The sequence below is a fragment of the Neorhizobium vignae genome (assembly GCF_000732195.1).
Taxonomy (GTDB): Bacteria; Pseudomonadota; Alphaproteobacteria; order Rhizobiales; family Rhizobiaceae; genus Neorhizobium; species Neorhizobium vignae.
Window position 1 is genome coordinate 456,788 of sequence record NZ_JNNU01000003.1, and the last position, 23,775, is coordinate 480,562.

Genomic DNA, 23,775 nt, shown 5'->3' on the forward strand with positions numbered 1-23,775 from the left:
ATTTTTTAAGGGCCGGGCATCATGTCCGGCCTTTTTTGGTTTTCAATCCTGCACAGTTTGCAACAGGAGCAATCATGACGCACAACAAGACCCGGCAGCAGGCCGAGATGGCCTTCGACCAGGTTCAGTCGCAGTTCTTCGCGCGCGACCACGCGGTCGAAGAGCTTGATTATGTCGCGCAGGTACGGGAGGCGAAGACCCTGCGTCTTCGTGAAGCCCGCCTTGCCAGGGAAGAGCGTGATCGGGATGCAGCGCTCGCCATCGCGCTCGCGAAACGCGCGAAACAGAGACAGGTGTGAGCAAAGCCGTGACCGAGAGTCGCCTCGCTGAGAATCCCGAGTGGGGACTGGATCAGTTGCGCAACGCAATCCATGCGGCGGGCGTGGCCTTATGGTCCTGGAACGTGGACACGGACCGTTTCATTATGGACGGTCACGGCTTTACTCTCTGGAACGTCACACACGATGTTTCCCTGACGTTCGAGCATCTGTCCGAGAAAATACATCCCGCCGACCGGGACCGGGTGAGGGCGGCTTTTGTCGCGACACGCGCCGTAATCGGCCCTTACGAGATCGACTTCCGCATACTCGTTGGATTGGACGTGCGATGGATATCGGCACGGGGGCAAGGCAGCGATGCGGGCATCAAGAACCGGGCAATGACGGGTATTTTCCTGGACGTCACGGGGCGCAAGCAGGCCGAAGAAAGCCATGAGCTCCTTGCGGGCGAAATGAGCCACCGCGTCAAGAACCTGCTTGCCATCGCGTCGGGGCTTACTCTGATTACCTCACGATCCTCTGCGTCCATCGAGGACATGACGAAGCAGCTGACCAACCGGCTGACCGCACTCGGCCGGGCGCACGATCTTGTTCGGCCGCTCCCGAGTGGCCAGGGCGATGCTGCGCTTCTCGGAGACATCTTTACCGTTCTACTCGCTCCATATGATGACGACGGAGCATTTGCCGGAAGAATCAGAGTAGCCGTTCCGCGTCTCGGCGTCGGCCAGGCGGCTGCAACGTCTCTGGCACTTGTGGTTCACGAACTGGCAACCAATGCCTTGAAGTATGGCGCACTATCGGTGCCGGAAGGCACGCTCGATGTCTCGGGCACGATGGTTGAGGACGACGTCGAAATTCGCTGGACGGAAAGAGGGGGGCCTGAAGTCAGCGCCCCTAAGGGGCCCGGCGGATATGGAAGCAAGCTTCTCCGCCGCACCCTGGCTGGCCATCTCGGCGGCGCCCTCGAACACGTATGGTCTGTGGAAGGATTGCTCGTAAACCTGCGCATTGATAGCGTTCGACTGTCGCGCTAGCCGTTCAATGAACGGACACGCCTGCTCTGCAGCGTGGTTGCGGTCTGATATTATTAATGAGCCGCGGCAACGTGGCGATTTGGCCGGCTGTCCGGAATATCCAACCAGCTGATATCCCCGTCCATTTCTTTCGGGCAGCCTGAATACTATGCTGTAGATGCTGGCCATCACCGCCGAGGCGATATAGAAGCCAGATTTCAGCAACAGGCAGATCACGATGGATGACTCGATCAAGATAGACAATCGCGGCGACTTCGGTCTCTGGGCCATCGAGGTCGCCAAGCAGATCGTCAGCGAACAGGGTTTTGACCTGGCCAACGCGTCGCGGAGCGGCACGGAGGACGAGCTGCGCGTCGCCGGCAATGCGCTGGGGCAGGCGATCACCAATGCACTCATCGAGGTGTATGACGGTCTGCTCGAAGGAGCGCCAGAAGAATAGGTCGCAGAACCGGGCCGGGAAATTGGGAAAGGCCGCCGCGGGCGGCGGCCTTTCCGATTGCGATGGAGCGCCACTATTCGGCAGGCTGGCCCGAGGGTATCAATACCGCGCTTTCGGGATCGGCGCCGCCCGCCATGGCAGCAGCAAACTGTGTCTGGTCCAGTTCGTTTTCCCAGCGGGCGACAACGACGGTCGCGACCGCATTGCCGATCAGGTTCGTGAGCGCCCGGCATTCCGACATGAAGCGATCAATGCCGAGGATCAGCGCCATGCCGGCGACCGGCACGGACGGAACGACCGAAAGCGTTGCCGCCAGGGTGATGAAACCGGCTCCGGTAATGCCTGCAGCCCCCTTCGAGCTCAGCATCGCGACCAGCAGCAGCAGGACCTGGTCGCCGAGTGTGATCGGCGTGTCGGTCGCCTGGGCGATGAAGAGCGCGGCAAGCGTCATATAGATGTTCGTGCCGTCGAGATTGAAGGAATAGCCAGTCGGAATAACAAGGCCGACCACCGAGCGCTTGCAGCCGGCGCTTTCCATCTTTGCCATCAGGCCGGGCAACGCGGCTTCCGACGAGGAAGTGCCAAGCACGAGAAGCAGTTCTTCCTTGATGTAGCGGATGAGCGAGATGATCGAAAAGCCGTTGTATCGGGCGACGGCGCCGAGGACGACCAGAACGAAAAGGAGCGAGGTGAGATAGAAAGTGCCGATCAGCATGGCAAGGTTGGCAATCGAACCGATGCCGTATTTGCCGATGGTAAAAGCCATGGCGCCGAAAGCGCCGATCGGGGCAGCCTTCATCAGGATGGTCACGAGGCGGAAGATCGGCGCGGTCAATGCCTGCAGGAAATCGAGAACCGGACGGCCACGGTCGCCGACCATGCCAAGCGCGATACCGAAGAGAACCGAGAAGAACAGCACCTGCAGGATATCACCCTGTGCGAAGGCGCCGACGATCGTGTCCGGGATGATGTTCATCAGAAAGCCGGTGATCGTGGCGTCATGGGCTTTCGCCGTATAGGTCGCCACCGCCTTGGCGTCGAGCGTTGCCGGATCTATGTGCATGCCGGCGCCGGGCTGGACGATATTCGAGACTAGGAGGCCAACGGCGAGCGCAAGCGTCGAAAAGGTCAGGAAGTAGATCATCGCCTTTCCCGCGACACGCCCGACCTTCTGCAGGTCGGCCATGCCGGCGATGCCGGTTGCCACCGTCAGGAAGATCACCGGCGCGATAATCATCTTCACCAGCTTGATGAAGGCATCGCCGAGCGGCTTCAGCGAAGCGCCGACATCCGGGTAGAAATGACCGAGCAGGATGCCGGCGGCAATCGCCACGAGAACCTGAAAATAAAGGTGGCGGTAGAAAGGAAGTTTGTCGTGCGTTGGCAAATCGGAGATCGTTGCTTTCATCATGTCCTCCATGGCGCCCCAACCAATTGGCCTCCCGGGGCGGCGGCGTTACTTTTGCTGCAGGTGTGCTGCTGGCTTGGCTGGAGCAACATGCATGCCAGAAAGGCGGCTACCGCCTAACCCATTGATTTTCCGTATTCGGACTGAGCAACCGGAGTGGTTCCTGAAGTGTTTCGTGCGGATTTCCGCCACTGGCCTTTACTTTTTATGCGGATTTATGCACACATCCGCCGATGCTTGAGCAGCGCCGCCGAGAGAAATCCGTCAGGGATCCCGCATTCGCGTGGACACCGTGGCCTGTCTTTGCCTTCGCAGCTGCCGCGATCCTGATATCCGCTCTTCATGCAGCCGGTCTTTACGGCCGCAGTTCCGCAGTCGGAGCGCTCCTCGACCAGGGCCGCGCCGATGCCAATCTCAAGGTTGCGCTGCTGCGCGCGGTCCTCGAAAGACCGCGAGCGCTTCCTCTGCTGCTGGCCGAGGATCAACAGGTGATCGGCGCGCTCGCTTCGAGAAACGCGGAGGCCGTCGGCGCCCTGGACCGAAAGTTGGAAGGGCTCGTGGCCGGCACCCATGCTTCCGTTCTCTACGTCACGGGCAAGGATGGCATCGCGGTCGCATCCAGCAATTGGCGCGAACCCTTGAGCTTCGTCGGCAACGACTATTCGTTCCGGGAATATTTCCAACGGGCGATGGAGAATGGAACGGCAGAGCACTTTGCCTTGGGCAGCGTCAGCAAGCGTCCTGGGCTATATATCTCCCGGCGCGCCGAAAATCATGCCGGCCCGCTCGGTGTGGTCGTGGTGAAGATGGAGTTCGACCAGCTGGAAGGCGATTGGCACGACGCCAACCGTCCCGTTTATGTCACCGACGCCGATGGTGTGGTCCTGATCACCAGCATTCCGTCCTGGCGCTTCATGACCGCCGCGCCGCTGCCTGCGGAACGGCTTGGCGCCATTCGCCAAAGCCTGCAATTCGGGAACGCTCCATTGGCACCTCTTCCGATCGTGCGGCAGGAAACGCTTTCGGAGGGGGCATCGATTGTTTCGGCGGTTTTGCCCGGAACAAGCGCAGGTGAGTATCTTCGTCTTCTGACGCCGGTCCCTTCGACATCCTGGCGCCTTGAATATCTGGTGCCGACCGAGCCTTCCGTCGCCGCTGCGGTACGCGAGGCGCGGCTGATTGCACTTGCGGTGCTTGTTCCGATCCTGGCACTGATCGCATTCCTTTTGAGGCGGCGGCAGATGATCACCATTCGCATCGCCCGGGAGAAAACTCTGCGCGAGGAACTGGAGCGCCGTGTCGCGGAAAGGACCGTGGATTTGAGCCGCGCGAGGGACCTCCTGCAGGAAGAGATTGCCGACCATCGCAGTACCGAGTCGAAGCTGCAGGTCGTGCAGCAGGAACTCGTGCAGGCAAATCGCCTTGCGATCCTTGGTCAGGTTGCGGCCGGAGTTGCCCATGAAATCAACCAGCCGGTCGCGACGATCCGTGCCTATGCCGACAATGCACGTGTCTTCCTGCAACGGAACCGGAAGGCTTCGGCGGAAGAAAATCTCGGCGAGATCGCCGCCCTGACAGAACGGATCGGCATGATCACCGAGGAACTCAAGGCCTTCGGACGCAAGGGACGAACGCCGCCCGAAGCCGTCGATCTGCGGGGTGCTATCGAAGGCGCGGTGGTTCTTTTGAGGAGCCGTTTTGCCGGGCGGCTCGACATACTCCAGATCGATCTGCCGCCAGCCGGTCTTGCCGTAACCGGCAATCGCGTCCGCCTCGAGCAGGTGTTGATCAATCTGTTCCAGAATGCCTTGGAAGCGCTGGAGGGCAGAACCGAGGCAAGTGTGAATGTCGCGGTGGAGACCTTGGCGGATGAGATCGTGATCCGGGTTTCCGACAATGGTCCCGGCATTGATCCAACGGTTAGAAATTCGCTCTTTTCGCCCTTCAACACGTCCAAGGAAAATGGCCTGGGCCTCGGTCTGGTCATATCGAAGGATATCGTGGCGGACTATGGCGGTCGCATCGAGGTGGAAAGCGGCGAAACCGGCACGACTTTTATTGTCTATCTGCGCAAGGCGGTCTCATGAGAGATCCAACACCTGTCTTTCTGGTTGACGACGATGCCGACCTTCTCAAGGCCACCGCCCAGACGATCGAGCTGGCAGGTTTTTCGGTCTCCCGATTTTCGAGGGCGTCCGACGCGCTTGTCCGGATCGACGATGGTTTCGCTGGCGTCATCGTTTCCGACATCCGCATGCCCGAGATCGACGGGCTGCAGCTCTTCGACCGCATCCGCAAGCTCGATCCGGACCTTCCCGTTATCCTGATGACCGGCCATGGCGACATCCCGATGGCCGTCAAGGCGATGCAGGATGGGGCATACGACTTCATCACCAAACCTTTCGCGGCCGACCGCCTGGTGCAGGCCATTCGTCGCGCCGCAGAAAAACGCCGGCTGATACTGGAGAATAGAACGCTCCGCGATGTGGCCGAACAGGCACGCGACGACCTGCCGCTCATCGGCCAGACCGCGGCCATGGAGCGGCTGCGAAGAACGCTTCGCCAGATTGCCGATACCGACGTCGATGTTCTGGTGACCGGAGAGACCGGCAGCGGCAAGGAGGTTGTTGCCAATCTGATCCACCGATGGAGCCGGCGGTCCAAGGGCAATTTCGTCGCGCTCAATTGCGGCGCGCTTCCCGAAACGATCATCGAAAGCGAATTGTTCGGCCACGAGCCCGGCGCCTTTACCGGCGCTCAGAAGAAGCGTGTCGGCAGGATCGAATATTCGAGCGGCGGCACCCTCTTCCTCGATGAAATCGAAAGCATGCCGCCCGCCACGCAGATCCATATGCTGCGCGTCCTGGAGGCGCGTGAAGTGGCACCTCTCGGCACCAACGAGACACGACCGATCGACCTGAGGGTCGTGGCGGCTGCCAAGGTCGATCTCGGCGATCCCTCGCAGCGCGGCGCATTTCGCGAAGACCTCTACTACCGGCTCAACGTCGTCACCATCTCCATTCCTCCGCTGCGTGAACGGCGAGACGACATCCTCCTCCTTTTCGGATTTTTTTGCGAACGGGCCGCCAAGCGGTTCAACCGCCAAACGCCAACCCTGTCATCTTCTACCCGCCATCACCTCGAAACCCATCATTGGCCCGGCAACGTTCGCGAACTGTCCCACTTTGCAGAACGGTTCGTCCTCGGGCTTGCAGGGGAAGGCGAGAGGGCGACGGTGCCACCGGAGGCGGGCACCCTGACGCTACCCCAGCGTCTCAACCAGCATGAAGCGGAAATCCTCCGGGAGACGCTGGCGAGCAACGCAGGTGATGTCCGCCGGACGATCGAGGCACTCGGAATTCCGAGAAAGACCTTTTACGACAAGCTCCAACGGCACGGGATAGAGCGAGCCTCCTTCGACCAGGGTGTCAAGCCTGCCAGATAGGGTCTCAAGGCCGCAGGCAGACATTGTCGGCGCGCATGCGATACCGAGACGGAAAGCCCAAAACATCGGCCGGCATCGTCAATGTCCGGTTTCGGCATCTGCATGGTGGCAGGCGGTCAGCAACCCCGGGGCAGCCGTTCTTGCCGTCAGGCCAGGCTCCTGTTCGGCGCAGATCGAAGTGGCCTTCCAGCAGCGCGTCCGAAATCGGCAGCCGCTCGGCGGATTGGCAGGGCTTGGAAGATCGCCTTCCAGGACAATGCGCTTGCGATGTCCGCGAAGTCTTGGGTCCGGCGTCGGAACGGCCGACATCAGGGCCTGCGTATAGGGATGTGCCGGCGCGCTGAAGATCGATTGTTTCGGCCCGGTCTCGATGATCTTGCCGAGATACATGACCATCACTCGATCCGAGACGTGCCGCACGACGGCAAGGTCGTGCGCGACGAAGAGCATTGCCAGATTGCGCTCACGCCTCAGCCTGGCGAGCAGGTTGACGACCTGTGCCTGAACCGAGACGTCGAGGGCGGAGACCGGCTCGTCGCAGACGAGGAGGGTCGGGTCGAGTGTCAGGGCACGCGCGATTCCAAGCCGTTGCCGCTGGCCGCCTGAAAATTCCGAAGGATAGCGGTCCGCATGTTCCGCACGCAGTCCAACGGATTCAAGCAGCTTGACCGTCTCTTCCCGCCAGCGGGCCTTCGGCACGGCACCCGGATGCAGCGCCCAGGGTTCGGAGATCAGCCGGTCGACCCGCATGCGCGGATTCAGTGACTGGTAGGGGTCCTGGAAGACGACCTGCATCTTGCGGCGCAATTCATGCAGCTCCCTTCCACTCGCTTTGGTGATTTCCACACCATCGAGAACAGCGCTGCCGCTGGTCGCCGGCCCGAGCTTCAGGAGAGTCCTGACCAGGGAAGTCTTGCCGCAACCGCTTTCGCCGACAAGGCCGAGGGTCTCTCCTTGGGCGATTTCGAAGCTGACGTCATCGACTGCCCGCACGGGCGTCGCGCCGCTGCCGAAATGTCGGGAAAGGTTTTGGACTTTGAGAAGAGGCTGGTTCATGCTGGCGATACCGGGAAATGGCAGGCGGCCTGGCGGCCCGGCCCCACGGTTTCAAGGGGAGGGACGACCTCTGCGCAGAGCCCTTCGGCGCGTGGACAGCGCGTCCTGAACGCGCAGCCTGAAGGAAGGGCGAGGGGATTGGGCGCCGAGCCGGGGATCGGCACCAGTTCGTCCTCATCGGTATCCACGCGCGGCTGCGAGGCGAGCAGGCCGAGGCTGTAGGGATGTCGTGCATCCTCGAAGAGTTCGAAGACATTTGCGGTCTCGACGATCCGGCCGGCATACATGACGGCCACGCGGTCCGCGAGTTCGGCTACCACACCCAGATCGTGAGTGATGAAGATCATCCCGGCATCGCCGCGTTTACGGATTGTGGCCAGAAGATCGACCACCTGCGCCTGGATCGTGACGTCGAGCGCCGTCGTCGGCTCGTCGGCGATGATGACATCCGGTTCGAGTGCTACGGCCATGGCGATCATGATGCGTTGACGCATGCCACCGGAAAATTCGTGCGGATATTGCCGCGCCCGACGTTCAGGGTCGGGAATGCCGATTGCCGTCAGCAGGTCGATCACGGCCTTCTTGACGCCACCTTTCGGCTTGCGGCCGTGGATGCGGTACATCTCCGCTATCTGCCAGCCGACGGGATAGACGGGATTGAGTGCCGCAAGCGCATCCTGAAAGATGAGGGCGATCCGGCTGCCGCACAGATCTCGCCGCTCGTTGCCCGAAAGCGTCAACAGTTCCGCCCCGTCGAAGCGGATCGATCCCCGGTCGATCGCGCCCGGAGGATTGGGAACGAGGTCCATGATGGCAGATGCAGTCACGGACTTGCCGGAGCCGCTTTCTCCAAGAAGTGCCAGGACTTCACCGCGTTCCAGCGAGAAGGAGACGCCATTGAGTGCGAATATGCGGCCGGACGCCGTATCAAAACTGACTTGCAGATCCTTGACTTCGAGAAGGGCCATCAACGCCTCCGGCTCACAAGGCGCCAGTGCTGCGACGGATCGTTGACGATCCGGAACCAGTTGGCGAGGAGGTTGAAGGACATGGTGGTGAGCATCACGGCGAGGCCGGGGAAAAATCCGAGCCACCAGGCGGAGGACAGATAGCCCTGGCCCTGGGCGACCATCAGCCCCCAGCTTACCGAAGGCGGCTGGATGCCGAGGCCGAGATAGCTGAGACCGGATTCGAACAACATGACCATGGCGAGATTGACCGAGGCGAGCGTCAGCATGGTGGGTGCGACGCTGGGGAGGATATGGGTGCGCAGGATCCAGGTCGGCCCGCCACCGAAGGCGCGCGCCGCATCGACGAAAAGTCGTTCGCGAACCTCCAGCGTTTCGGCTCTGGCGACCCGGATATAGGCCGGCATTCGGGTGACGGCGAGGACGATCACGAGGTTGCCGACGCTCGGACCGAACAGATAGAGGCCGAAGAGTGCCACCAACAGGGTCGGGAAACCGAGGATGATATCGCAGATCCGCATGATGACGTTTCCGACGACGCCGCCGAAATAACCGGCGATCACGCCCAGCAGCGTTCCGCCGATCAGGCTTGTCAGCACGGTCACCACGGCAATGCCGATCGTCGTCGAAGCCGCCTGGATGAGACGGACGAGGAGCGGCCTTCCGAGCGCGTCGGCACCCAGCCACAAGGTCCAGGACTGGCCGAAGTCGAACGGTGGCAGGTTGCGCGCCTTCAGCGAAATGCGGTTGTCGCCCAGGAGCGACAGGGAATCAGTGAAGATGGCGAGCACGACGATCAGCAGCCAGATCGTCGCCGCGACGGCCATCGGGTCACCCGCGAGCGCACGCAGGAGCCAGAGGATGCGGCGGCTACGGCGCTCGCGGGCCGGGAGGAATTCGGCGGATGTGTCGGTCATTCGACCCTCACGCGCGGGTCGATCGAGGCATAAAGCATATCGACCAGGATATTGATGACGAAGATCACGACAGCGACGGCAAAGATCGATGCCTGGACGATCGCGAAATCGCGTTTCAGAATGCCGTCGATCAGGAGTTTGCCGATGCCGGGAAACCCGAAGACCACCTCGACGACGCCGCCACCGCCGGCGAACTGGGCGGCAAGGTCGCCGGTCACAGTGACTGCCGGAAGGAGGGCATTGCGGAGCGCGTGCACGAAGGTGACCCGTCCGTCACGCGCACCCTTGGCCCGTGCCGTCCGGACGAATGTTGCATTCAGCGCTTCAATCATCGAGCCGCGGACGATCTGCACCAGAGTTCCAAAAGGTCGGGCAAACAGGCAGGCGACGGGTAGCACCCAATAAATCGGGCCGCCGAAGCCTGAAGTCGGCAAAATGCGGAAGGTGACCGCAAACAGAAGCACGCCCATCAGGCCAAGCCAGAAATCCGGCACGCTTGCGGCTGCCTGCGACAGGACATTGACGCCCCGGTCGATCCAGCCACCGGCATTCACGGCAGCAATGGATCCCATGACGATCGCGGCTGTGAAGGCCAGAGCCAACGCGATGGCGCCAAGTGCGAGCGTGTTCGGCAGCGCCTCCAGCACCACGTCCATGGCCGGGCGGTTGTGCCAGAGAGACATTCCGAAATCGAGGCTGAGAATATCCCAAGCCCAATCGAAGAGCTGGAGCAGGAGCGAGCGATCGAGCCCAAGACGGATGCGCATGGCTTCACGTGCCGCATCCGATGCATCGACGGGCAGGTAGAGATTGACGGGATCGCCCGTCAACCGCACGAGAAAGAAGGCGGATGTCATCAGCGCCGCAAGCGCGAGTGCCGCGAAGGCCGCACGTTTCAGGAAATAGGTGAAGGACATCCGCTCTCCTCAAGCGACATACAAGCCGTCGGCCGGGCAGATCAACGGTAGCTGATCGACTTCAGCTTGATCTCGTTGCCGGCCTGCACATCAGGCGTATAGTTCACGTTCTTGGCGACACGGGCGATCGTGACCATGTGAAAGAGCGGTGCGATGTTGACCGCATCGACGGCGATGTACTTGAATGCCTGTTGAAACAGCCTCTTGCGCTCGTCGCCGGTTGCCTTCGAGCCATCGGCGATCAGCTTGTCGAGACCAGCGTCCGTGATGGTCGACTGGTTGCCATCGGTGGTAAAGCGGTTCGGCAGCGTGAACACCGCATCGCCCTCGGCATTGTCGATCTGTGTCTGCAGGATGGAAGGCTGGCGATCCTTGTCCCACGGCTTCAGCAGCCGCTTAAGCCACGGGCTGGTCTCGAGCATTTCAAGCCGGGCGTTGAAGCCAGCATCCGCCAGCATGGCCTGAACGGCCTCCAGGCTTTCGGACGAGTTCGGATAGATGCCGATGCGGCCGTAGATGACGATCTCCTTGTCGACCGGCACGCCATCCGCCTTGGCTGCAGCAAGCAGTGACTTCGCCTTTTCCGGATCGTAGGTCCAGACGGGAATGTCCGGATTGAAGCCGAAGACCGACGGTGGCACGACCTGCATCGCCTTTTGAGCGTCCTTGTGGAAGATCGTTCCGATGAGACCATCCCTGTCGATCGCGAGGTTGAGTGCTTCGCGAACGCGCTTGTCGTTGAGGGGCGCGATCTGCGCATCGATCCTCAACAGCGAGGTTTCGGCGTTTGGGAAGGCCTGATCCTGTCCGGTGGTGCCGTCCTGGGGTGCGATTTCATAGGCGATCTGCGCTTCGCCGGTATCGACCATCGCGGCGCGCACCGCGGACTCGGCGCGCCAGATGATCGTCGCGTTGGGAATTGCCGGCTTGTCGCCCCAATAGCCTTCATAGGCCACCAGACCCACGGACTGGCCGGGTGTCCACGCGACCAGCTTGTAAGGTCCCGTCCCGGCCGGCGTGCGCGTCTTGGCGTCGCCCGGGGTTGCCGGCGAACCGATGTCCAGGGCGGACATCTTGTTCGGGAGGATCGGCTCGACGACGTCCGTCTTTATGCGGAGGGTCGTCGGGTTCACCGCTTCTGCCTTGAGTTTGAGGCCCTTCAGCGTGGCGAGTCCCACTTCGCAGGCGAGCGCCGGGTCCTGGGCCCGCTTCAGAGCCGCGATAACCGCATTGGCATCGAACGCCTTGCCGTCGTGGAAGGTCACGCCTTCGCGCAGCTTGAACTCCCAGGTCAGGCTATCGACCTGCTGCCAGCTGGTCGCGAGGCTCGGGACGACCGAACCATCCTTGGGGCTGAGATTGACGAGAGCTTCGGTGATGTTGTTGTGCAGAATGCGTGAATTGCCCGAGAGGTCCGTGTCGCAGGGATCGAGCGATTTCGGCTCATCCGTCACCACGACCGTCAGCTTGTCCGTGGCCGCGCGAGCGGGAATTGCGGCGCTTGCCGCCAACGACATTGCAAGCCCCATGCTCAACGCATGGATAGCCGTAATCTTCTTCATGAAAGCCCTCCTCCAAATCCAAACGAGCCGCATAAGGCGTCGCGGCGATCTCTTCCTCAAAGTCATCCGGGGCCGGGGAATAACCCGCGCTCAAATGGCTTTACTTCCTCCCGCAAGTGCGTAGTGTCAAATGTGACACTTGCGATGCCAACATGCTCGTTCGATCTGACTGAGTCAAGGCCGGTAATCCGTATATGGAATTTGAAGTTCATGAGTGAACCAAAGCATGGCTCTCCGGTGGTGGAGAAGACGGCGCATCTGCTTGAAGCCGTCGCTGACGCGAAGACCGGTATTTCGCTCGGTGCGTTGGTCGATCAGCTCGGAGTGCCTCGTTCGACCGTGTATCGCATCCTTAATTCGCTGACTGCGCACGGGCTCGTGGCTCGGGTGAATGGCGGGGCTTCCTACGAACTGGGGCCGAAATTCGTGCAGCTCGCGCGGCGTATTTCGCCCGGTGCGGATAGGGTGACGCTGATCGAGGCGGCGAGGCCGGTTCTGGCGGCAGCAGCTGACAGGATCTATGAATCCTTCAGGCTGGCGGCGCCCGAAGGCGATGAAATGATGACGATATTTGCGGCCCCCAGCCCCGGCGACTACGCTTTGTTCATTAAGGTCGGCGGTCGTTCGCGCAAGCATGTCGGTGCTGCCGGCAAGCTTGCGCTGGCCTTTTCCGACTACCACGAGATCGAGGCATATTGCGCCGGCGGTCTGGAGGCCCGGACCCCGTATACGATCACCGATCCCGAGACGCTGAAAGAGGCGCTCGCTGAAATTCGCCGCAGCGGAAGTGCTGAGGACAATCAGGAATCGAACCTTGGCTTGCGAGCTTTCGCTGCTCCCATATTCGATTCTGCAGGACGCCTGGTCGCCACCGTCAGCGTGCCGTTCATCGGCGAGGCGACGCCGGAGCGCGCTCGATCAATCAAGCGCGAGGTCCTCGACGGAGCTGCCTTGGTGATGAAGGCTATCAGTGGCGCTCATCCATCGTCCAAATAAGAAACAATAAATTCGCAGTTGAACTATCGTGTCGTTATGCTAGACCTCGCAGCCGGACAAACGGAGGTTAATCATGGCGGCGTTGGACCCATCGGTTTACGCAAAGCTTCTGCGGACAAATTCGGCGACCCTCAGCACCTTGCTGCTGAAACGTGGGCTCAGAAACACTGCGGTTCGCGGCGTGCGGCCGCTCGCCGGCGCCGACAAACCGATGATCGGCCCGGCCGTCACCGTTCGCTACATACCCGCCCGGGAGGATATCGACGGCTCGACCTACAGTTCCGATCCCTCCAACCAGCAGCGCAAGGCGATCGACACGATACCCGAGGGGCACGTCCTCGTGTTCGATTGCCGTTCGCTGGCGGAGATTGCCGGGATTGGCGCGATGCTGGCCCGGCGCCTTGTCTACCGCGGATGCGCTGGCCTTGTACTGGATGGCGGCGTTCGCGATACGGCCGATATCGCCCAATTGGCCCTCCCGACCTATTGCATGGGACCGGCAGCTCCGGCCAATCTGGTTGCCCACCATGCTTCCGATATGAACCAGCCGATCGCCTGCGGCGGTGTCGCGGTTTATCCAGACGACATCATCTTCGGCGACAGCGAGGCCGTCATCGTCATTCCCCGGGAATATGTGTACGAGATCGCTGACGAGGCCGTCGCAATGGAGGAACAGGAAGAGTTCCTGAAGCTGGAGATCGAGGCGGGCAAGCCGACACTTGGTGTCTATCCGCCAAACAAGGAAACGCTCGAGCGGTTCGAGGCTTGGCGCAGGGCCCGCATCGAGGCCGTTTGACGCCGGTGACAACGTTCGACGAGTTCGGCCCTGTAGCTCGCCAGGGTGGAATCTTCGTCTACGGCGACGCGCTTAGGCCCCGACGATAGGGTTGAAATCAACGCCAATTCAAACGTGCATCAACCGATTTTAGCGGCATTGTTCTGAAGAACGGCGGGGCTCTCCTGAATCTCAGGCGGAGCCCCTATCGATTGCCGCTTGATGAGGGTGGTCGCAAGTACCCGGCAGCGTGGCGCATCACCGCTGCCGGTAATGCGCCGGACGAGGATTTGCGCGCTTTCGAAGCCGAGGTCGTAGACTGGCTGGGCAATCACCGTAATCGGCGGGCTGGTCACGCTTGTCCAGTCGGCATCGTGGAAAGCGATCAGCGACAGGTCTTGAGGGATGGACATGCCCAGTCTGCGAAGGGTCTTGAACACTTCAAGCGCCACCACGTTATCCGAAGCGAGTATGGCAGTCGGCCTGTCGGCGCCCTGAAGCAACTCGGAAATGATCTTGTCACCCTCGCCGCGGCGGTTGGCACCGAGCCGGATATAGCGCTCCGGATTCTCGATACCGGCAGACCGGCTTGCCGCGACAACGCCTTCTATTCTCTCCATCACCGTGCTCAGATTGATCTGGTGTGGTCCCCGGTAGATCGGGTCGTCCGCTTCCGTGGCTGAGATGTAGGCGATGCGGCGATGGCCGGCTTCGATCAGCGCTCGGGTAGCGGCCTCGGCAGCCTGCCGGTCGTCCGTAACGACGGCATCGACCGCAAGATCCGGGATGGTCCGGTCCAGAAGGACGAGAGGTCGGCCGGATCGCTGAATCTCGTGCAGATGCTGTGTCTCATATACAGAGGCCGGAGTAACGATCAATCCATCCACGCGCTTGCCCAGCAGGACGCGTACGGCCGCCTTTTCCTTGGCTGCATCCTCGCCGGAATTGGAGAGAATAACATCGAAGCCGGCAGCGTGCGCCGCATCGCTGATTCCGCGCACGGCCTGACCGAAATACGGGTTTTCGATATCGCCGACGATGACCCCGATCGTCTTCGACTTTCCGGTCGTCATGCTGCGCGCAAGCTCGTTGGCCTGATAGCCGAGCCTCTTTGCGGCTTCGCGAACCTTCTCCTTCACGACAGGGCTTGCCGTACCGTAGCTGCCGAGAACGCGTGCGGCGGTTGCCTTGGATACACCTGCGCTCTGCGCAACGTCCGAGATGGTGACAAGCCGCTTTGACGTCGTTCTCTTCATCATAGGTCCGTGACATAGGCTGAGAAAAAAACGGCGTCAAGAAAATCACACATTGACATGTGAGACCGGTCTCAAATACGCTTGATACCGGTCTCATTGGAAATATCGATGCTTTTGCGCCGCCGATGGACGAAGGCCCTACGATAGTCAAAGACGAAGGAACATGCAGTTGACAACCTCATCCTCCAGCCAGCGGATTGTCGTCATCGGTGGCGGTATTTTCGGTGTTTCCTCGGCGGTTCATCTGGCCCGACTCGGCGCACACGTCACCCTGGTCACGGAAGGGGCGTTCGCCAGCGGGGCGTCCGGCCGATCCCTGGCATGGCTCAACTCGGCGCGTTTCCGTTCCGCCGCATATCACCGTCTTCGGGTCATCGGGATCGATCGCTACCGGACGCTGGCAAGCCGCAATGAAGGCGCTGCATGGCTGCGCTTCGAGGGCGGTTTGACATGGGATGCGGACGACGCGTCGAACCGGATTGCGGAAACCTGCGCCCACGAACAGGCGATCGGTTATGATTGCCAACTTCTCGCTGCAGCAGAAGTGGTGAAGGTCACGCCCGGCATCAACGTGGCCGCGATTTCTTCTCAGGGCGCGATTTTCAATCCCGGTGAGGGCTGGGTGGATCTGCCTTCCCTGATCGATATCCTCCTCCAGGAGTTCAAGGCACTCGGCGGCCAGGCCGTGGCCCATGCAGGAAAGGCAAGCGTCGACATCAAGGGTGGTCGGACAGCCGGGGTCTCGACGGCGAATGGTACGTATATAAAGGCGGACGCAGTTCTCGTCGCCACCGGTGCGGCCGTACCTGACATGGTAAAACAGGCGGGCCATGCCATTGCCGACGGAACCCCGATCGCACTCCTTGTCAAATCGAAGCCTTTCGGCCCTGCAGTTCGCGCGGTTCTCAATACGCCGAACGTAGCGTTGCGACCGACGCGGGACGGCGCGGTCGTCTGCGATTCCGCATGGTCGGAGGAAGAACTCAATCGTGGCTCCGATGGGACTTACGAGGTCAAGGAAGAGACGCTTCGTCGTCTTCTTTCGGAAGCCTCGAACGTGCTCGAGGGCAATCCTACACTCGAATTGGAAAGCTATCACTGCGGGCCGAAGCCTGTGCCGGGTGATGGGGAACCGGTGATCGGTCCGCTCGAGGGCATTCCGGGTTATTTCGTCGCCTTCAGCCATAGCGGCGCGACACTGGGCCTGATTACCGGTGAGCTCATCGCGCGCGAAATCGTGACCGGGGAGGTGAGCCCTCTGCTTGCAAATTTCCGGCCGGCCCGTTTCGCGCAGAAAAGCCAGGCCTTGGCATCGTAAGCTGAGCTGCAGGGAGGAGATTGCAGATGACAGCGAATGGGAAGACTTCGGAGATGGTTGATCCGGAAATTGCCGTCGAATTGTCCGGCGTCGACAAATGGTTCTCCATCCTCCAGGTGCTGCACGGCGTCAACCTCACCGTCAGGTGTGGTGAAAAGGTGGTCGTTTGCGGTCCCTCGGGGTCCGGCAAGTCCACCATGATCCGTTGCATCAATTACCTGGAAAAGCACCAGAAGGGCCGCATCATCGTCAACGGCACGGAGCTGACGGACAACAAGAAGGTCATCGACCGTGTCCGGCAGGACGTCGGCATGGTGTTTCAGAACTTCAATCTCTATCCGCATCTCACCGTGCTCGAGAACTGCACGCTGGCTCCCCGCTGGGTAAAGGGCGTTGCGAGAAAGGATGCTGAGGCTGTGGCGCGCGCCTATCTGGAACGGGTGCGAATTCCGGATAAAGCCGATTTCTATCCAAGCCAGTTGTCCGGCGGACAGCAGCAGCGCGCGGCGATCGCCCGATCGCTCTGCATGAACCCGAAGATCATGCTGTTCGACGAACCGACCTCGGCACTCGATCCGGAACTCGTGCGCGAGGTGCTGGACACGATGGCGCAGCTGGCGAACGACGGCATGACCATGGTGTGCGTCACACATGAAATGGGTTTCGCGCGGCAGGTGGCGGATAGAGTGGTGTTCATGGACGCGGGCAGGATCGTCGAAACCGCGCCTCCGGGGGAGTTCTTCAGCAATCCGAAGGAAAGCCGGACCAAGGCGTTTCTCAGCCAGATACTGCACTAGCAGGTCTGATTTTCTGCATCCGGACCGGTTGCGGCAAAAAGCATACGGACGGGCAAACGTTCGGTGGGCAAAACAATGAAACAAAGGGAACGACTGTCATGTACACATCCATCAGCATGCTGCGCCGCACGGCTGTAGCTCTCGGCACTCTTGCCGTCCTTGCGCTTCCGGCGCTGCCTGCTTCGGCTCAGGCCCTGCCCAAGACGATCAAGGATGCCGGCGTAATCCGCATCGGCGTCAAATGCGATTCTCCTCCGTTCGGGGCATCCGGCACCGACGGCAAGCCGGCCGGCATCGAGATCGAGATGGCGAAGCAGATCGGCATTGCAGCCTTCGGGGCAGCCGAAAAGGCGGAACTGAGCTGCGTGGCGACGGACGCCCGCATTCCCTCCCTGACGGGCGGGAAGATCGACCTGATCATTGCGACGCTCGGCAAGACGCCGTCGCGTGAACAGGTGATCGACTATTCCGATATCTATTACTGGGGCAGCAGCCGGGTGATCGTGCCGAAGGACAGCAAGGTTCAGAAACTGGCTGACCTCGACGGCAAGTCCATGCTCATCATCAAGGGCGGCTCGCAGCTCAAGTGGCTGAAGGAACGCATCCCGAGCCTGGAATTCGTCCAGCTCAACACCAATGCGGACAATCTGCAGGCTCTGCAGCAGGGCCGCGCCGACGGATATGTTGGAGATGCGATCACGATCGCGACGCTTGCGGCCAACTATCCTGAATTCCGCACGCTGGAAGAGCCCGTCGATCTCGGCTTCAATGGCGTCGGCGTCCGCAAGGGTGAAGACGAACTCAAGGCTTTCGTCAATGGTGTGGTCAAGAAGCTGAAGACCGAGAAATTCTACTCAAAGACGGTGCCGACCTTCGTCAAGGATCCGGTCGTCGCGGCGGAAATGGTAAGATCCTTCGAAACCGACCCGCCGGCTGCAAAGTGAACCAATCCGGTCCTGACGTTTGAAACCGTCAGGACCCCCGTGTGCACCGGTATTTTCGAGCAGGATGACGGCCATGGATTTTGCTTATATTCTCGAGGCCCTGCCGGACCTGATGACCGGCCTCAAAATGACGCTGATCGTCAGCTTTCTCGCAATATTCCTGTCCTGCCTTATCGGCCTGTTAGGCGCGGTTTTGCGGACAAGCGGGATCAAGCCGCTGCAATATGCTGTCACGGCCTATGTCGAATTCATTCGCGGCACGCCCTACCTCGTGCAGATCTTCTTCATCTTCTATGGCCTTCCGAGCCTGGGGTTGCGCTTCAGCATCTTCTGGTCCGGAGTCATTGCTCTCACGGCCTGGGCAAGTGCCTTTCAGATCGAAAATTTCCGGGCGGGTCTCGCGGCTGTCGGCAGGGGAATGCATGACGCGTCGGCGTCGCTCGGCCTCAAGCGCTGGCAACATTCGGTATTCATCGTGCTGCCTCTGGCGACCCGTGCCGCTCTGCCATCGGCGATGAATACGATCGTGGCTACGGTGAAGAATTCCGCCTACCTGCAGGCGATCGGCCTGGTGGAGCTTACTTTTGTCGCCGTCGACCGGATCGCCTACGATTTCCGGGCGATCGAGATGTTCGCTTCGATTTGCGTGATTTATCTAATCTGCGTCTTCACCATTTCCGGCCTCGGCTACATGGTCGAACGACGTCTCAGCCGACCTTTCGGCGGGAGGTAAACGATGCTGCTTCTGGAATTTCAGTCCTTCCTGTTGGAGGGCCTCCTCAATACCCTGTTTCTCTCGTCGGTCATGATCGCGGGCGGTACATTCTTCGCGGTGGCGTTCGCAGCCGGTCTCTCCGCTCAAACGTGGTGGTTGAGGCGGCCTGTCTACGCTCTCGTCGAATGCCTTCGCGACATTCCGCTGATGGTCACGGTGCTGATGGTCTATTTCGTGCTGCCGCACGCGGGCCTGTCGTTCAATCCGTTCTGGTCGAGCGCGCTCAGCGTGTCGGTCTGGGGTGGGGCGAACGGTGCGCATATTATTCGCGCCGGCCTGATGTCCGTGCCGAGCGGCCAGCGGGAAGCCGCCCTGTCATCCGGCCTTCGCGGCTGGAAAGGGCTATTCCTGGTCATCGTCCCGCAGGCGATGCCTGTCATTCTGCCCCCTTATGTCAGCCTCGTCACCAGCCTCACCCAGGCGAGTTCTCTCGGCGCGGTCCTCGGTGTCAACGAACTGCTGCGCTCGGCGCAGATCCTGATCGAGCAGACGACCATCGCGCGCGGAGGAAGCCCGGCCTATCTGGTCTACGGCGCCATTCTTGTGGTGTATTTTGCTCTCTGCTGGTCGATCTCTGCCTTGGGCGCGAAGCTCGAGCGGCATTTCGCGAAACCTTACCAGCGGACCAATGGCAAGACGGGGCTCGCGAAGCCGGTGGTTGCCCTTCAGATCAGCACGACCTGAACTGGCATCCTGTGCTTGATATCGCGCAGGCCGAAATCTTCGGCTCGGCTTCAACTAAGCGACTTTGGCCGTTTACGCGATTGCCTGCTCCAAGACCCTTTCAGAGGGTCTTGAGGCGTATGATCAACGTCCTTGAACGGCGGAATGCGGTAAAGGCTGCGCCGAGCGCGATGATACCGAGACCAATCATCAGGATCTGATTGTAGCCGCCCCACAACGGCTCAAGCACGGATATCAATCCTGCTGCGGTGATCGTTGCCATCCGGTGCTGCTTTGCCATCGGGCCGGAGAAATCACTCGGATTGTCGGTGGCCCGGCCGAGCTCCCTGACATAAGCCGTCAATACGGCAAAAGCGCCGGCGGCCCAGCCGAGGCCGGGCATGCCGATCCCATATCCGATGCCCGCGAAGATCAGCAGGTCGGCGATGCGGTCCGGGAATTCGTTCCAGAACGGGCCGTCCGGCTCTCCCTTTCCGCCTTCGACGGCGACCATGCCGTCGAACAGATTGCAAAGCAGCCGGCCCTGGCAGCAAAGCACGGCCACGAGCAGGCAGGCGATGCGGGACCAACCGACCGTCTGTCCCGCGATGTAGAAGGCGCCACCGGCAAGGGCTGCCGCGACCATGCTCGCCTGCGATATCTGGTTGGGGGTGATGGTTTTCGACGCCATCCATCGCGCGATCGAGCCTGCCCAGCGGGTGTTGCGGCTTGCCAGCGGCCGCCTGTCGCCTGTTTCGGTCATGTCCCGGCCCCTCGTCCTGCTGAGATCGAATAATTGTAGATCGCGGCGTAGCTTGTCGATACCAGGAGCGGAACCGCGACGGTCTTGAGGATTTCCGGCGTGCCGCTTGCCGCATGGATCGCGACGAGAACCGCAGTCGAGCCGAGGCAGGCAATCAGCGGCGGTGCCCACAACTGCGTCGGGCCGTCAAAGCGCTTCGAAAGCCTGTCGATCACCGACTTCAGGAAGAGTGTCAGGCAGGCGGACATCACGCCCTGCACCAGACCGGAATAGAGCGGTCTCGGCATTGGATAGGCGCGATTGGCAAAGACGGCCCAGCCGCCCATGGCAAGAAAAGCGAACAGCACATGCACCGTCCCGCTGCGTGCAATCCCTCTCAGCGCATCCGGCGTCACAGCGACCACCAGTAGCGCACGATATGGAAGAAGATCGGTGCCGAGAACACGACGGAGTCGAGCCTGTCGATCAGGCCGCCATGGCCTTCGATGAGATTGCCCCAGTCCTTGATGCCGCGATCCCTTTTGATCGCCGACATTACAAGGCCGCCGAAGAAGCCCATCAGCGTAATGATGAAGGCGAGGAGCCCTGCCTGAACAGGCGTGAATGGGGTTATCCACCAGAGGGCAGCACCGATCAGAGTGGCGCTGATGACGCCGCCGACGAAGCCCTCGACTGTTTTGGACGGCGACAGTTTCGGTGCGATCTTGGTGCGCCCGAACAGTTTGCCCCAGACATATTGCAGCACGTCGCTCAGCTGGACGACGATCACCAGGAAGGCGATCAACAGTACGTTGCGGCCGTCATAGCCCGGTATGTTCAAGGTCAGCAGTGCCGGGACGTGCGAGGCGCAGAAGACGCAGATCATCAACGCCCATTGCACCTCCGCAATGCGGATCAGAAAACGCTCCGTATCGCCCCTGAGCACCGATATGATCGGCATCAGCAGGAACGCATAGACCGGAATGAAGATCGAGAAGATGCCGTATTGCTCCGCCCAGAGCAGATAGTACTGAAGCGGCACCACGATGAAGAAGGCGGCGGCCAGTGCCCAGTGATCGGCCCTGCGGGTATTGATGAGGGTCACAAATTCCCGGAGCGCGGCAAAAGAGCAAAAGCCGAATAGAACGAGAACCCCGATGCGGCCCGCCACGAAAGCGATGCCGATCAGGATAACCATGATCCACCAGGCCTTGATCCGGGCGTTGAGGTTTTCGATCGCCGCGTTCGAACCGTTTGGCGAGAGGCGCTGCTGCAGCATGTAGCCAATCGTCGATGCAAGAATAAGCACGCCGAAGATACCGGCCACCAGCGTCAATAGATCGGAACTCGCGGCACTCATTCACCACTCCCTGCAGGCTTGGGGGATAACGCTAGAAGAGCCGTCTGCATGCGCTCAAGGAAGGCGTCCTTGGCCTCATCCGGAGCCAAACGCAGGGCGCTGCCGAAGGTGACGGTGCAGATCAGCGGTATAGGGACGATCTCTCCCTTTGGCATGACCCGGTTGAGATTGTTGATCCAGACTGGAACGAGATCTATGTGAGGTCGGGCTGCTGCCAGATGAAAAATGCCGCTTTTGAACGGAAGAAGAGGGGCCTCGGACTGGTTGCGCGTGCCTTCCGGAAAGAGGATCAGGGATGATCCGGCGTCGATCGCCGCGGCCATTTGCGTGACGGGATCCTCTGTCCGCTGGTCTCGCTCCCTGGCGATCAGAACCGCATTGAAGACGTCTCGGCCAATAAAGCGGTTGAGGCGCGATTTCAGCCAGTATTCAGCACCGGCAACCGGACGAGCCTGACGACGGAGCCTTGGCGGCAATACCGTCCAGACCAGAACGAAGTCACCATGGCTGGAATGGTTGGCGAAATAAACGCAAGGGCGGGTGGGCAGGCCCTCCTCGGGCCAGATGGCGCGAACCGCCGTGACCGCACGGGCAAATACGACGATCGCCGCCGCCGCGGCCTTTGTTATAAAAGCCTTCATTCGTCCCCCGGTCGACCTGAGCGATAACGCCGATTAAAACTTTAGCATTGTCACAGTCGGAAGAAAGGGACTTTGGAACATTCCAACGAAAAACAGCACCGATGCCGTCGCACTCTTTCCCGTTGACAGTCTCGGTCATCCGGACACCGGAAATCCATCCGGATTGGTTGTCAGTAATCCCTGTGTTTCGGCGTGGAATATTGACCCCTCTGGCGGGGTGACCGGCGTCCAATTTTGACCCCCTACCTGTTTCGTCTGACCATCCGTCTTTTGCAGGCGGATGGAGGGGGAGTTGAAGCGAGTGGATACGATTGCGCGTGTTCGTCGAGCCTTCCATGTTCAGGGCTGGTCGGTGAAGAAGATCGTCCGGGAGCTGCATGTCTCCCGCAACACGGTCCGCAAGATACTGCGATCTGATGAGACGGACTTTTCCTATGAGCGCGAACGGCAGCCGCTTCCGAAGACCGGGGCCTGGAAGGCTCAGATCGAGCGCTTCCTGACTGCGAACGAAGGCAAGCCCTCTCGTGAACGGCTGACGCTGATCCGGATTTACGAAGAGCTTCGAGCGCTGGGTTACGACGGCAGCTACGATGCGATCCGGCGCTATGCGAAGGGATGGTCGAAGGACCGGGGTGCCGTGACGGCCGAGGCCTATGTGCCGCTCTACTATGCGCCCGGCGAGGCCTATCAGTTCGACTGGAGCCATGAGATCGTCCTGATCCAGGGCGTGACGACGACGGTGAAGGTCGCTCATGTCCGGCTCTGCCACAGCCGGATGATGTTCGCGCGGGCCTATATGCGTGAGAGCCAGGAGATGGTTTTCGACGCGCACGACAAGGCCTTCGACTTCTTCCGTGGCACCTGCACGCGCGGCATCTACGACAACATGAAGACGGCGGTCGAGGCCGTCTTTATCGGCAAGGAGCGGCTCTACAATCGCCGCTTCCTGCAGATGTGCAGCCATTATCTCGTCCACCCCGTAGCGTGCACGCCAGCATCCGGCTGGGAGAAAGGACAGGTCGAGAACCAGGTCGGCCTCGTGCGTGAGCGGTTCTTCACGCCACGCCTCAGGGTCAAAAGCCTGGAGGAACTGAATGTCTGGCTGCTCGACAAATGCGTTGCCTATGCCAAGGCCCATAGCCATCCCGAACAGACGGCGCAGACGATCTGGCAGATGTTCGAAGCCGAGCGTGGGTGCCTTGTGCATTACGTTGGCCCATTCGATGGTTTCCACAGCGTTCCGGCCTCGGTGTCGAAGACCTGCACTGTCCGCTTCGACAACAACAAATACTCGGTCCTGTCGACTGCCGTCGGCCGCCCCGTCGAGGTTCATGCCTATGCGGACCGGATCGTCATCAAGCAGGATGGTGTGACGGTTGCGGAACATCAGCGCAGCTTCGGCCGTGGCGAGACCGTCTATGATCCCTGGCACTATGTTCCTGTCCTCGCTCGCAAACCCGGTGCCTTGCGCAACGGCGCTCCGT

Annotated in this window: 24 protein-coding genes; 13 read left to right on the forward strand and 11 right to left on the reverse strand. The window is 60.8% G+C overall.

The genetic code is table 11. The annotated features are described in order from the left end of the window. Positions 1-74: 74 nt before the first annotated feature. The 3 genes from GQ59_RS06730 (at position 75) to GQ59_RS06740 (ending at position 1,751) form a co-directional block, all read left to right on the forward strand. Positions 75-299 carry a hypothetical protein gene (locus GQ59_RS06730; protein ID WP_037079040.1) on the forward strand — a complete coding sequence of 75 codons (225 nt, stop codon included), beginning with the start codon at positions 75-77 and terminating at the stop codon, positions 297-299. Then, on the forward strand, positions 296-1,312 hold the full coding sequence (locus GQ59_RS06735) for a sensor histidine kinase (protein ID WP_244447922.1): 1,017 nt from the start codon (positions 296-298) through the stop codon (positions 1,310-1,312). The genes GQ59_RS06730 and GQ59_RS06735 overlap by 4 nt, the downstream gene beginning before the upstream one ends. 217 nt (positions 1,313-1,529) lie before the next feature. Beyond that, positions 1,530-1,751: a hypothetical protein gene (locus GQ59_RS06740; RefSeq protein WP_037079042.1), complete on the forward strand. Its 222-nt coding sequence runs from the start codon at positions 1,530-1,532 to the stop codon at positions 1,749-1,751. A 73-nt stretch (positions 1,752-1,824) separates the two neighbouring features. Here the strand turns inward: GQ59_RS06740 and GQ59_RS06745 are convergent, their stop codons facing one another. Beyond that, the gene (locus GQ59_RS06745; protein WP_037079045.1) at positions 1,825-3,171 is read right to left on the reverse strand and encodes a dicarboxylate/amino acid:cation symporter; all 1,347 of its coding nucleotides are present in this window, start codon (positions 3,169-3,171) and stop codon (positions 1,825-1,827) included. Positions 3,172-3,392: 221 nt separating this feature from the next. On the opposite strand from GQ59_RS06745, the gene GQ59_RS06750 reads away from it, so the two are divergent. Both GQ59_RS06750 and GQ59_RS06755 read left to right on the forward strand, forming a co-directional pair. Continuing rightward, positions 3,393-5,246, forward strand: a complete 1,854-nt coding sequence (locus tag GQ59_RS06750) for a sensor histidine kinase (RefSeq protein ID WP_051903835.1) — start codon at positions 3,393-3,395, stop codon at positions 5,244-5,246. Further along, entirely contained in the window at positions 5,243-6,604 is a 1,362-nt protein-coding gene (locus tag GQ59_RS06755; RefSeq protein WP_037079048.1) for a sigma-54-dependent transcriptional regulator, read from the forward strand. The genes GQ59_RS06750 and GQ59_RS06755 overlap by 4 nt, the downstream gene beginning before the upstream one ends. 78 nt (positions 6,605-6,682) lie before the next feature. Here GQ59_RS06755 and GQ59_RS06760 read toward each other — a convergent pair whose 3' ends face one another. From GQ59_RS06760 to GQ59_RS06780, 5 genes are read right to left on the reverse strand one after another with little or no spacing between them, the layout of a single operon-like run. Continuing rightward, positions 6,683-7,660, reverse strand: a complete 978-nt coding sequence (locus GQ59_RS06760) for an ABC transporter ATP-binding protein (protein ID WP_037079050.1) — start codon at positions 7,658-7,660, stop codon at positions 6,683-6,685. Next, positions 7,657-8,628, reverse strand: coding sequence for an ABC transporter ATP-binding protein (locus tag GQ59_RS06765; RefSeq protein ID WP_084683089.1), 972 nt, complete (start codon positions 8,626-8,628; stop codon positions 7,657-7,659). The genes GQ59_RS06760 and GQ59_RS06765 overlap by 4 nt, the downstream gene beginning before the upstream one ends. Next, a complete protein-coding gene (locus tag GQ59_RS06770; protein WP_037079053.1) occupies positions 8,628-9,545 on the reverse strand; it encodes an ABC transporter permease in 918 nt (305 codons plus the stop codon). Before GQ59_RS06770 ends, GQ59_RS06765 begins: the two co-directional genes overlap by 1 nt. Beyond that, complete coding sequence (locus GQ59_RS06775; RefSeq protein ID WP_037079056.1) at positions 9,542-10,462, reverse strand: ABC transporter permease; 921 nt, start codon at positions 10,460-10,462, stop codon at positions 9,542-9,544. The genes GQ59_RS06770 and GQ59_RS06775 overlap by 4 nt, the downstream gene beginning before the upstream one ends. Positions 10,463-10,503: 41 nt before the next feature. Continuing rightward, positions 10,504-12,024 (reverse strand): ABC transporter substrate-binding protein, encoded by a 1,521-nt coding sequence (locus GQ59_RS06780; RefSeq protein ID WP_037079059.1) that lies wholly within the window; start codon positions 12,022-12,024, stop codon positions 10,504-10,506. 210 nt (positions 12,025-12,234) lie between these two features. Between GQ59_RS06780 and GQ59_RS06785 the strand changes: the two genes are divergently transcribed. Together GQ59_RS06785 and GQ59_RS06790 are read left to right on the forward strand one after the other, a co-directional pair. Beyond that, on the forward strand, positions 12,235-13,020 hold the full coding sequence (locus tag GQ59_RS06785) for an IclR family transcriptional regulator (RefSeq protein WP_037079062.1): 786 nt from the start codon (positions 12,235-12,237) through the stop codon (positions 13,018-13,020). A 73-nt stretch (positions 13,021-13,093) separates the two neighbouring features. Continuing rightward, positions 13,094-13,816: a ribonuclease activity regulator RraA gene (locus GQ59_RS06790; protein ID WP_037079065.1), complete on the forward strand. Its 723-nt coding sequence runs from the start codon at positions 13,094-13,096 to the stop codon at positions 13,814-13,816. A gap of 119 nt (positions 13,817-13,935) precedes the next feature. Here the strand turns inward: GQ59_RS06790 and GQ59_RS06795 are convergent, their stop codons facing one another. Further along, positions 13,936-15,054 (reverse strand): LacI family DNA-binding transcriptional regulator, encoded by a 1,119-nt coding sequence (locus GQ59_RS06795; protein WP_051903836.1) that lies wholly within the window; start codon positions 15,052-15,054, stop codon positions 13,936-13,938. A gap of 166 nt (positions 15,055-15,220) precedes the next feature. Between GQ59_RS06795 and GQ59_RS06800 the strand changes: the two genes are divergently transcribed. From GQ59_RS06800 to GQ59_RS06820, 5 genes are all read left to right on the forward strand, one after another. After that, positions 15,221-16,369 (forward strand): NAD(P)/FAD-dependent oxidoreductase, encoded by a 1,149-nt coding sequence (locus GQ59_RS06800; RefSeq protein ID WP_244447923.1) that lies wholly within the window; start codon positions 15,221-15,223, stop codon positions 16,367-16,369. 26 nt (positions 16,370-16,395) lie between these two features. Then, a complete protein-coding gene (locus GQ59_RS06805; protein ID WP_051903837.1) occupies positions 16,396-17,166 on the forward strand; it encodes an amino acid ABC transporter ATP-binding protein in 771 nt (256 codons plus the stop codon). A gap of 98 nt (positions 17,167-17,264) precedes the next feature. Then, the gene (locus tag GQ59_RS06810; protein ID WP_037079069.1) at positions 17,265-18,110 is read left to right on the forward strand and encodes a transporter substrate-binding domain-containing protein; all 846 of its coding nucleotides are present in this window, start codon (positions 17,265-17,267) and stop codon (positions 18,108-18,110) included. A gap of 73 nt (positions 18,111-18,183) precedes the next feature. Then, a complete protein-coding gene (locus GQ59_RS06815; protein WP_201772417.1) occupies positions 18,184-18,843 on the forward strand; it encodes an amino acid ABC transporter permease in 660 nt (219 codons plus the stop codon). 3 nt (positions 18,844-18,846) lie between these two features. Then, positions 18,847-19,569 (forward strand): amino acid ABC transporter permease, encoded by a 723-nt coding sequence (locus tag GQ59_RS06820; protein WP_051903838.1) that lies wholly within the window; start codon positions 18,847-18,849, stop codon positions 19,567-19,569. A gap of 100 nt (positions 19,570-19,669) precedes the next feature. Here GQ59_RS06820 and GQ59_RS06825 read toward each other — a convergent pair whose 3' ends face one another. Genes GQ59_RS06825 through GQ59_RS06840 form a run of 4 tightly spaced genes read right to left on the reverse strand, consistent with a single transcriptional unit; the run spans position 19,670 to position 22,291 of the window. Beyond that, complete coding sequence (locus GQ59_RS06825; protein ID WP_037079073.1) at positions 19,670-20,311, reverse strand: CDP-alcohol phosphatidyltransferase family protein; 642 nt, start codon at positions 20,309-20,311, stop codon at positions 19,670-19,672. After that, positions 20,308-20,715: a hypothetical protein gene (locus tag GQ59_RS06830; RefSeq protein ID WP_037079076.1), complete on the reverse strand. Its 408-nt coding sequence runs from the start codon at positions 20,713-20,715 to the stop codon at positions 20,308-20,310. The genes GQ59_RS06825 and GQ59_RS06830 overlap by 4 nt, the downstream gene beginning before the upstream one ends. After that, complete coding sequence (locus GQ59_RS06835) at positions 20,703-21,650, reverse strand: phosphatidate cytidylyltransferase (RefSeq protein WP_037079079.1); 948 nt, start codon at positions 21,648-21,650, stop codon at positions 20,703-20,705. Before GQ59_RS06835 ends, GQ59_RS06830 begins: the two co-directional genes overlap by 13 nt. Then, positions 21,647-22,291: a lysophospholipid acyltransferase family protein gene (locus tag GQ59_RS06840; RefSeq protein WP_037079081.1), complete on the reverse strand. Its 645-nt coding sequence runs from the start codon at positions 22,289-22,291 to the stop codon at positions 21,647-21,649. Before GQ59_RS06840 ends, GQ59_RS06835 begins: the two co-directional genes overlap by 4 nt. Positions 22,292-22,583: 292 nt before the next feature. Between GQ59_RS06840 and istA the strand changes: the two genes are divergently transcribed. Then, positions 22,584-23,775: IS21 family transposase (gene istA / locus GQ59_RS06845; RefSeq protein WP_152564256.1), on the forward strand; the 1,192-nt coding region annotated here is incomplete at its 3' end.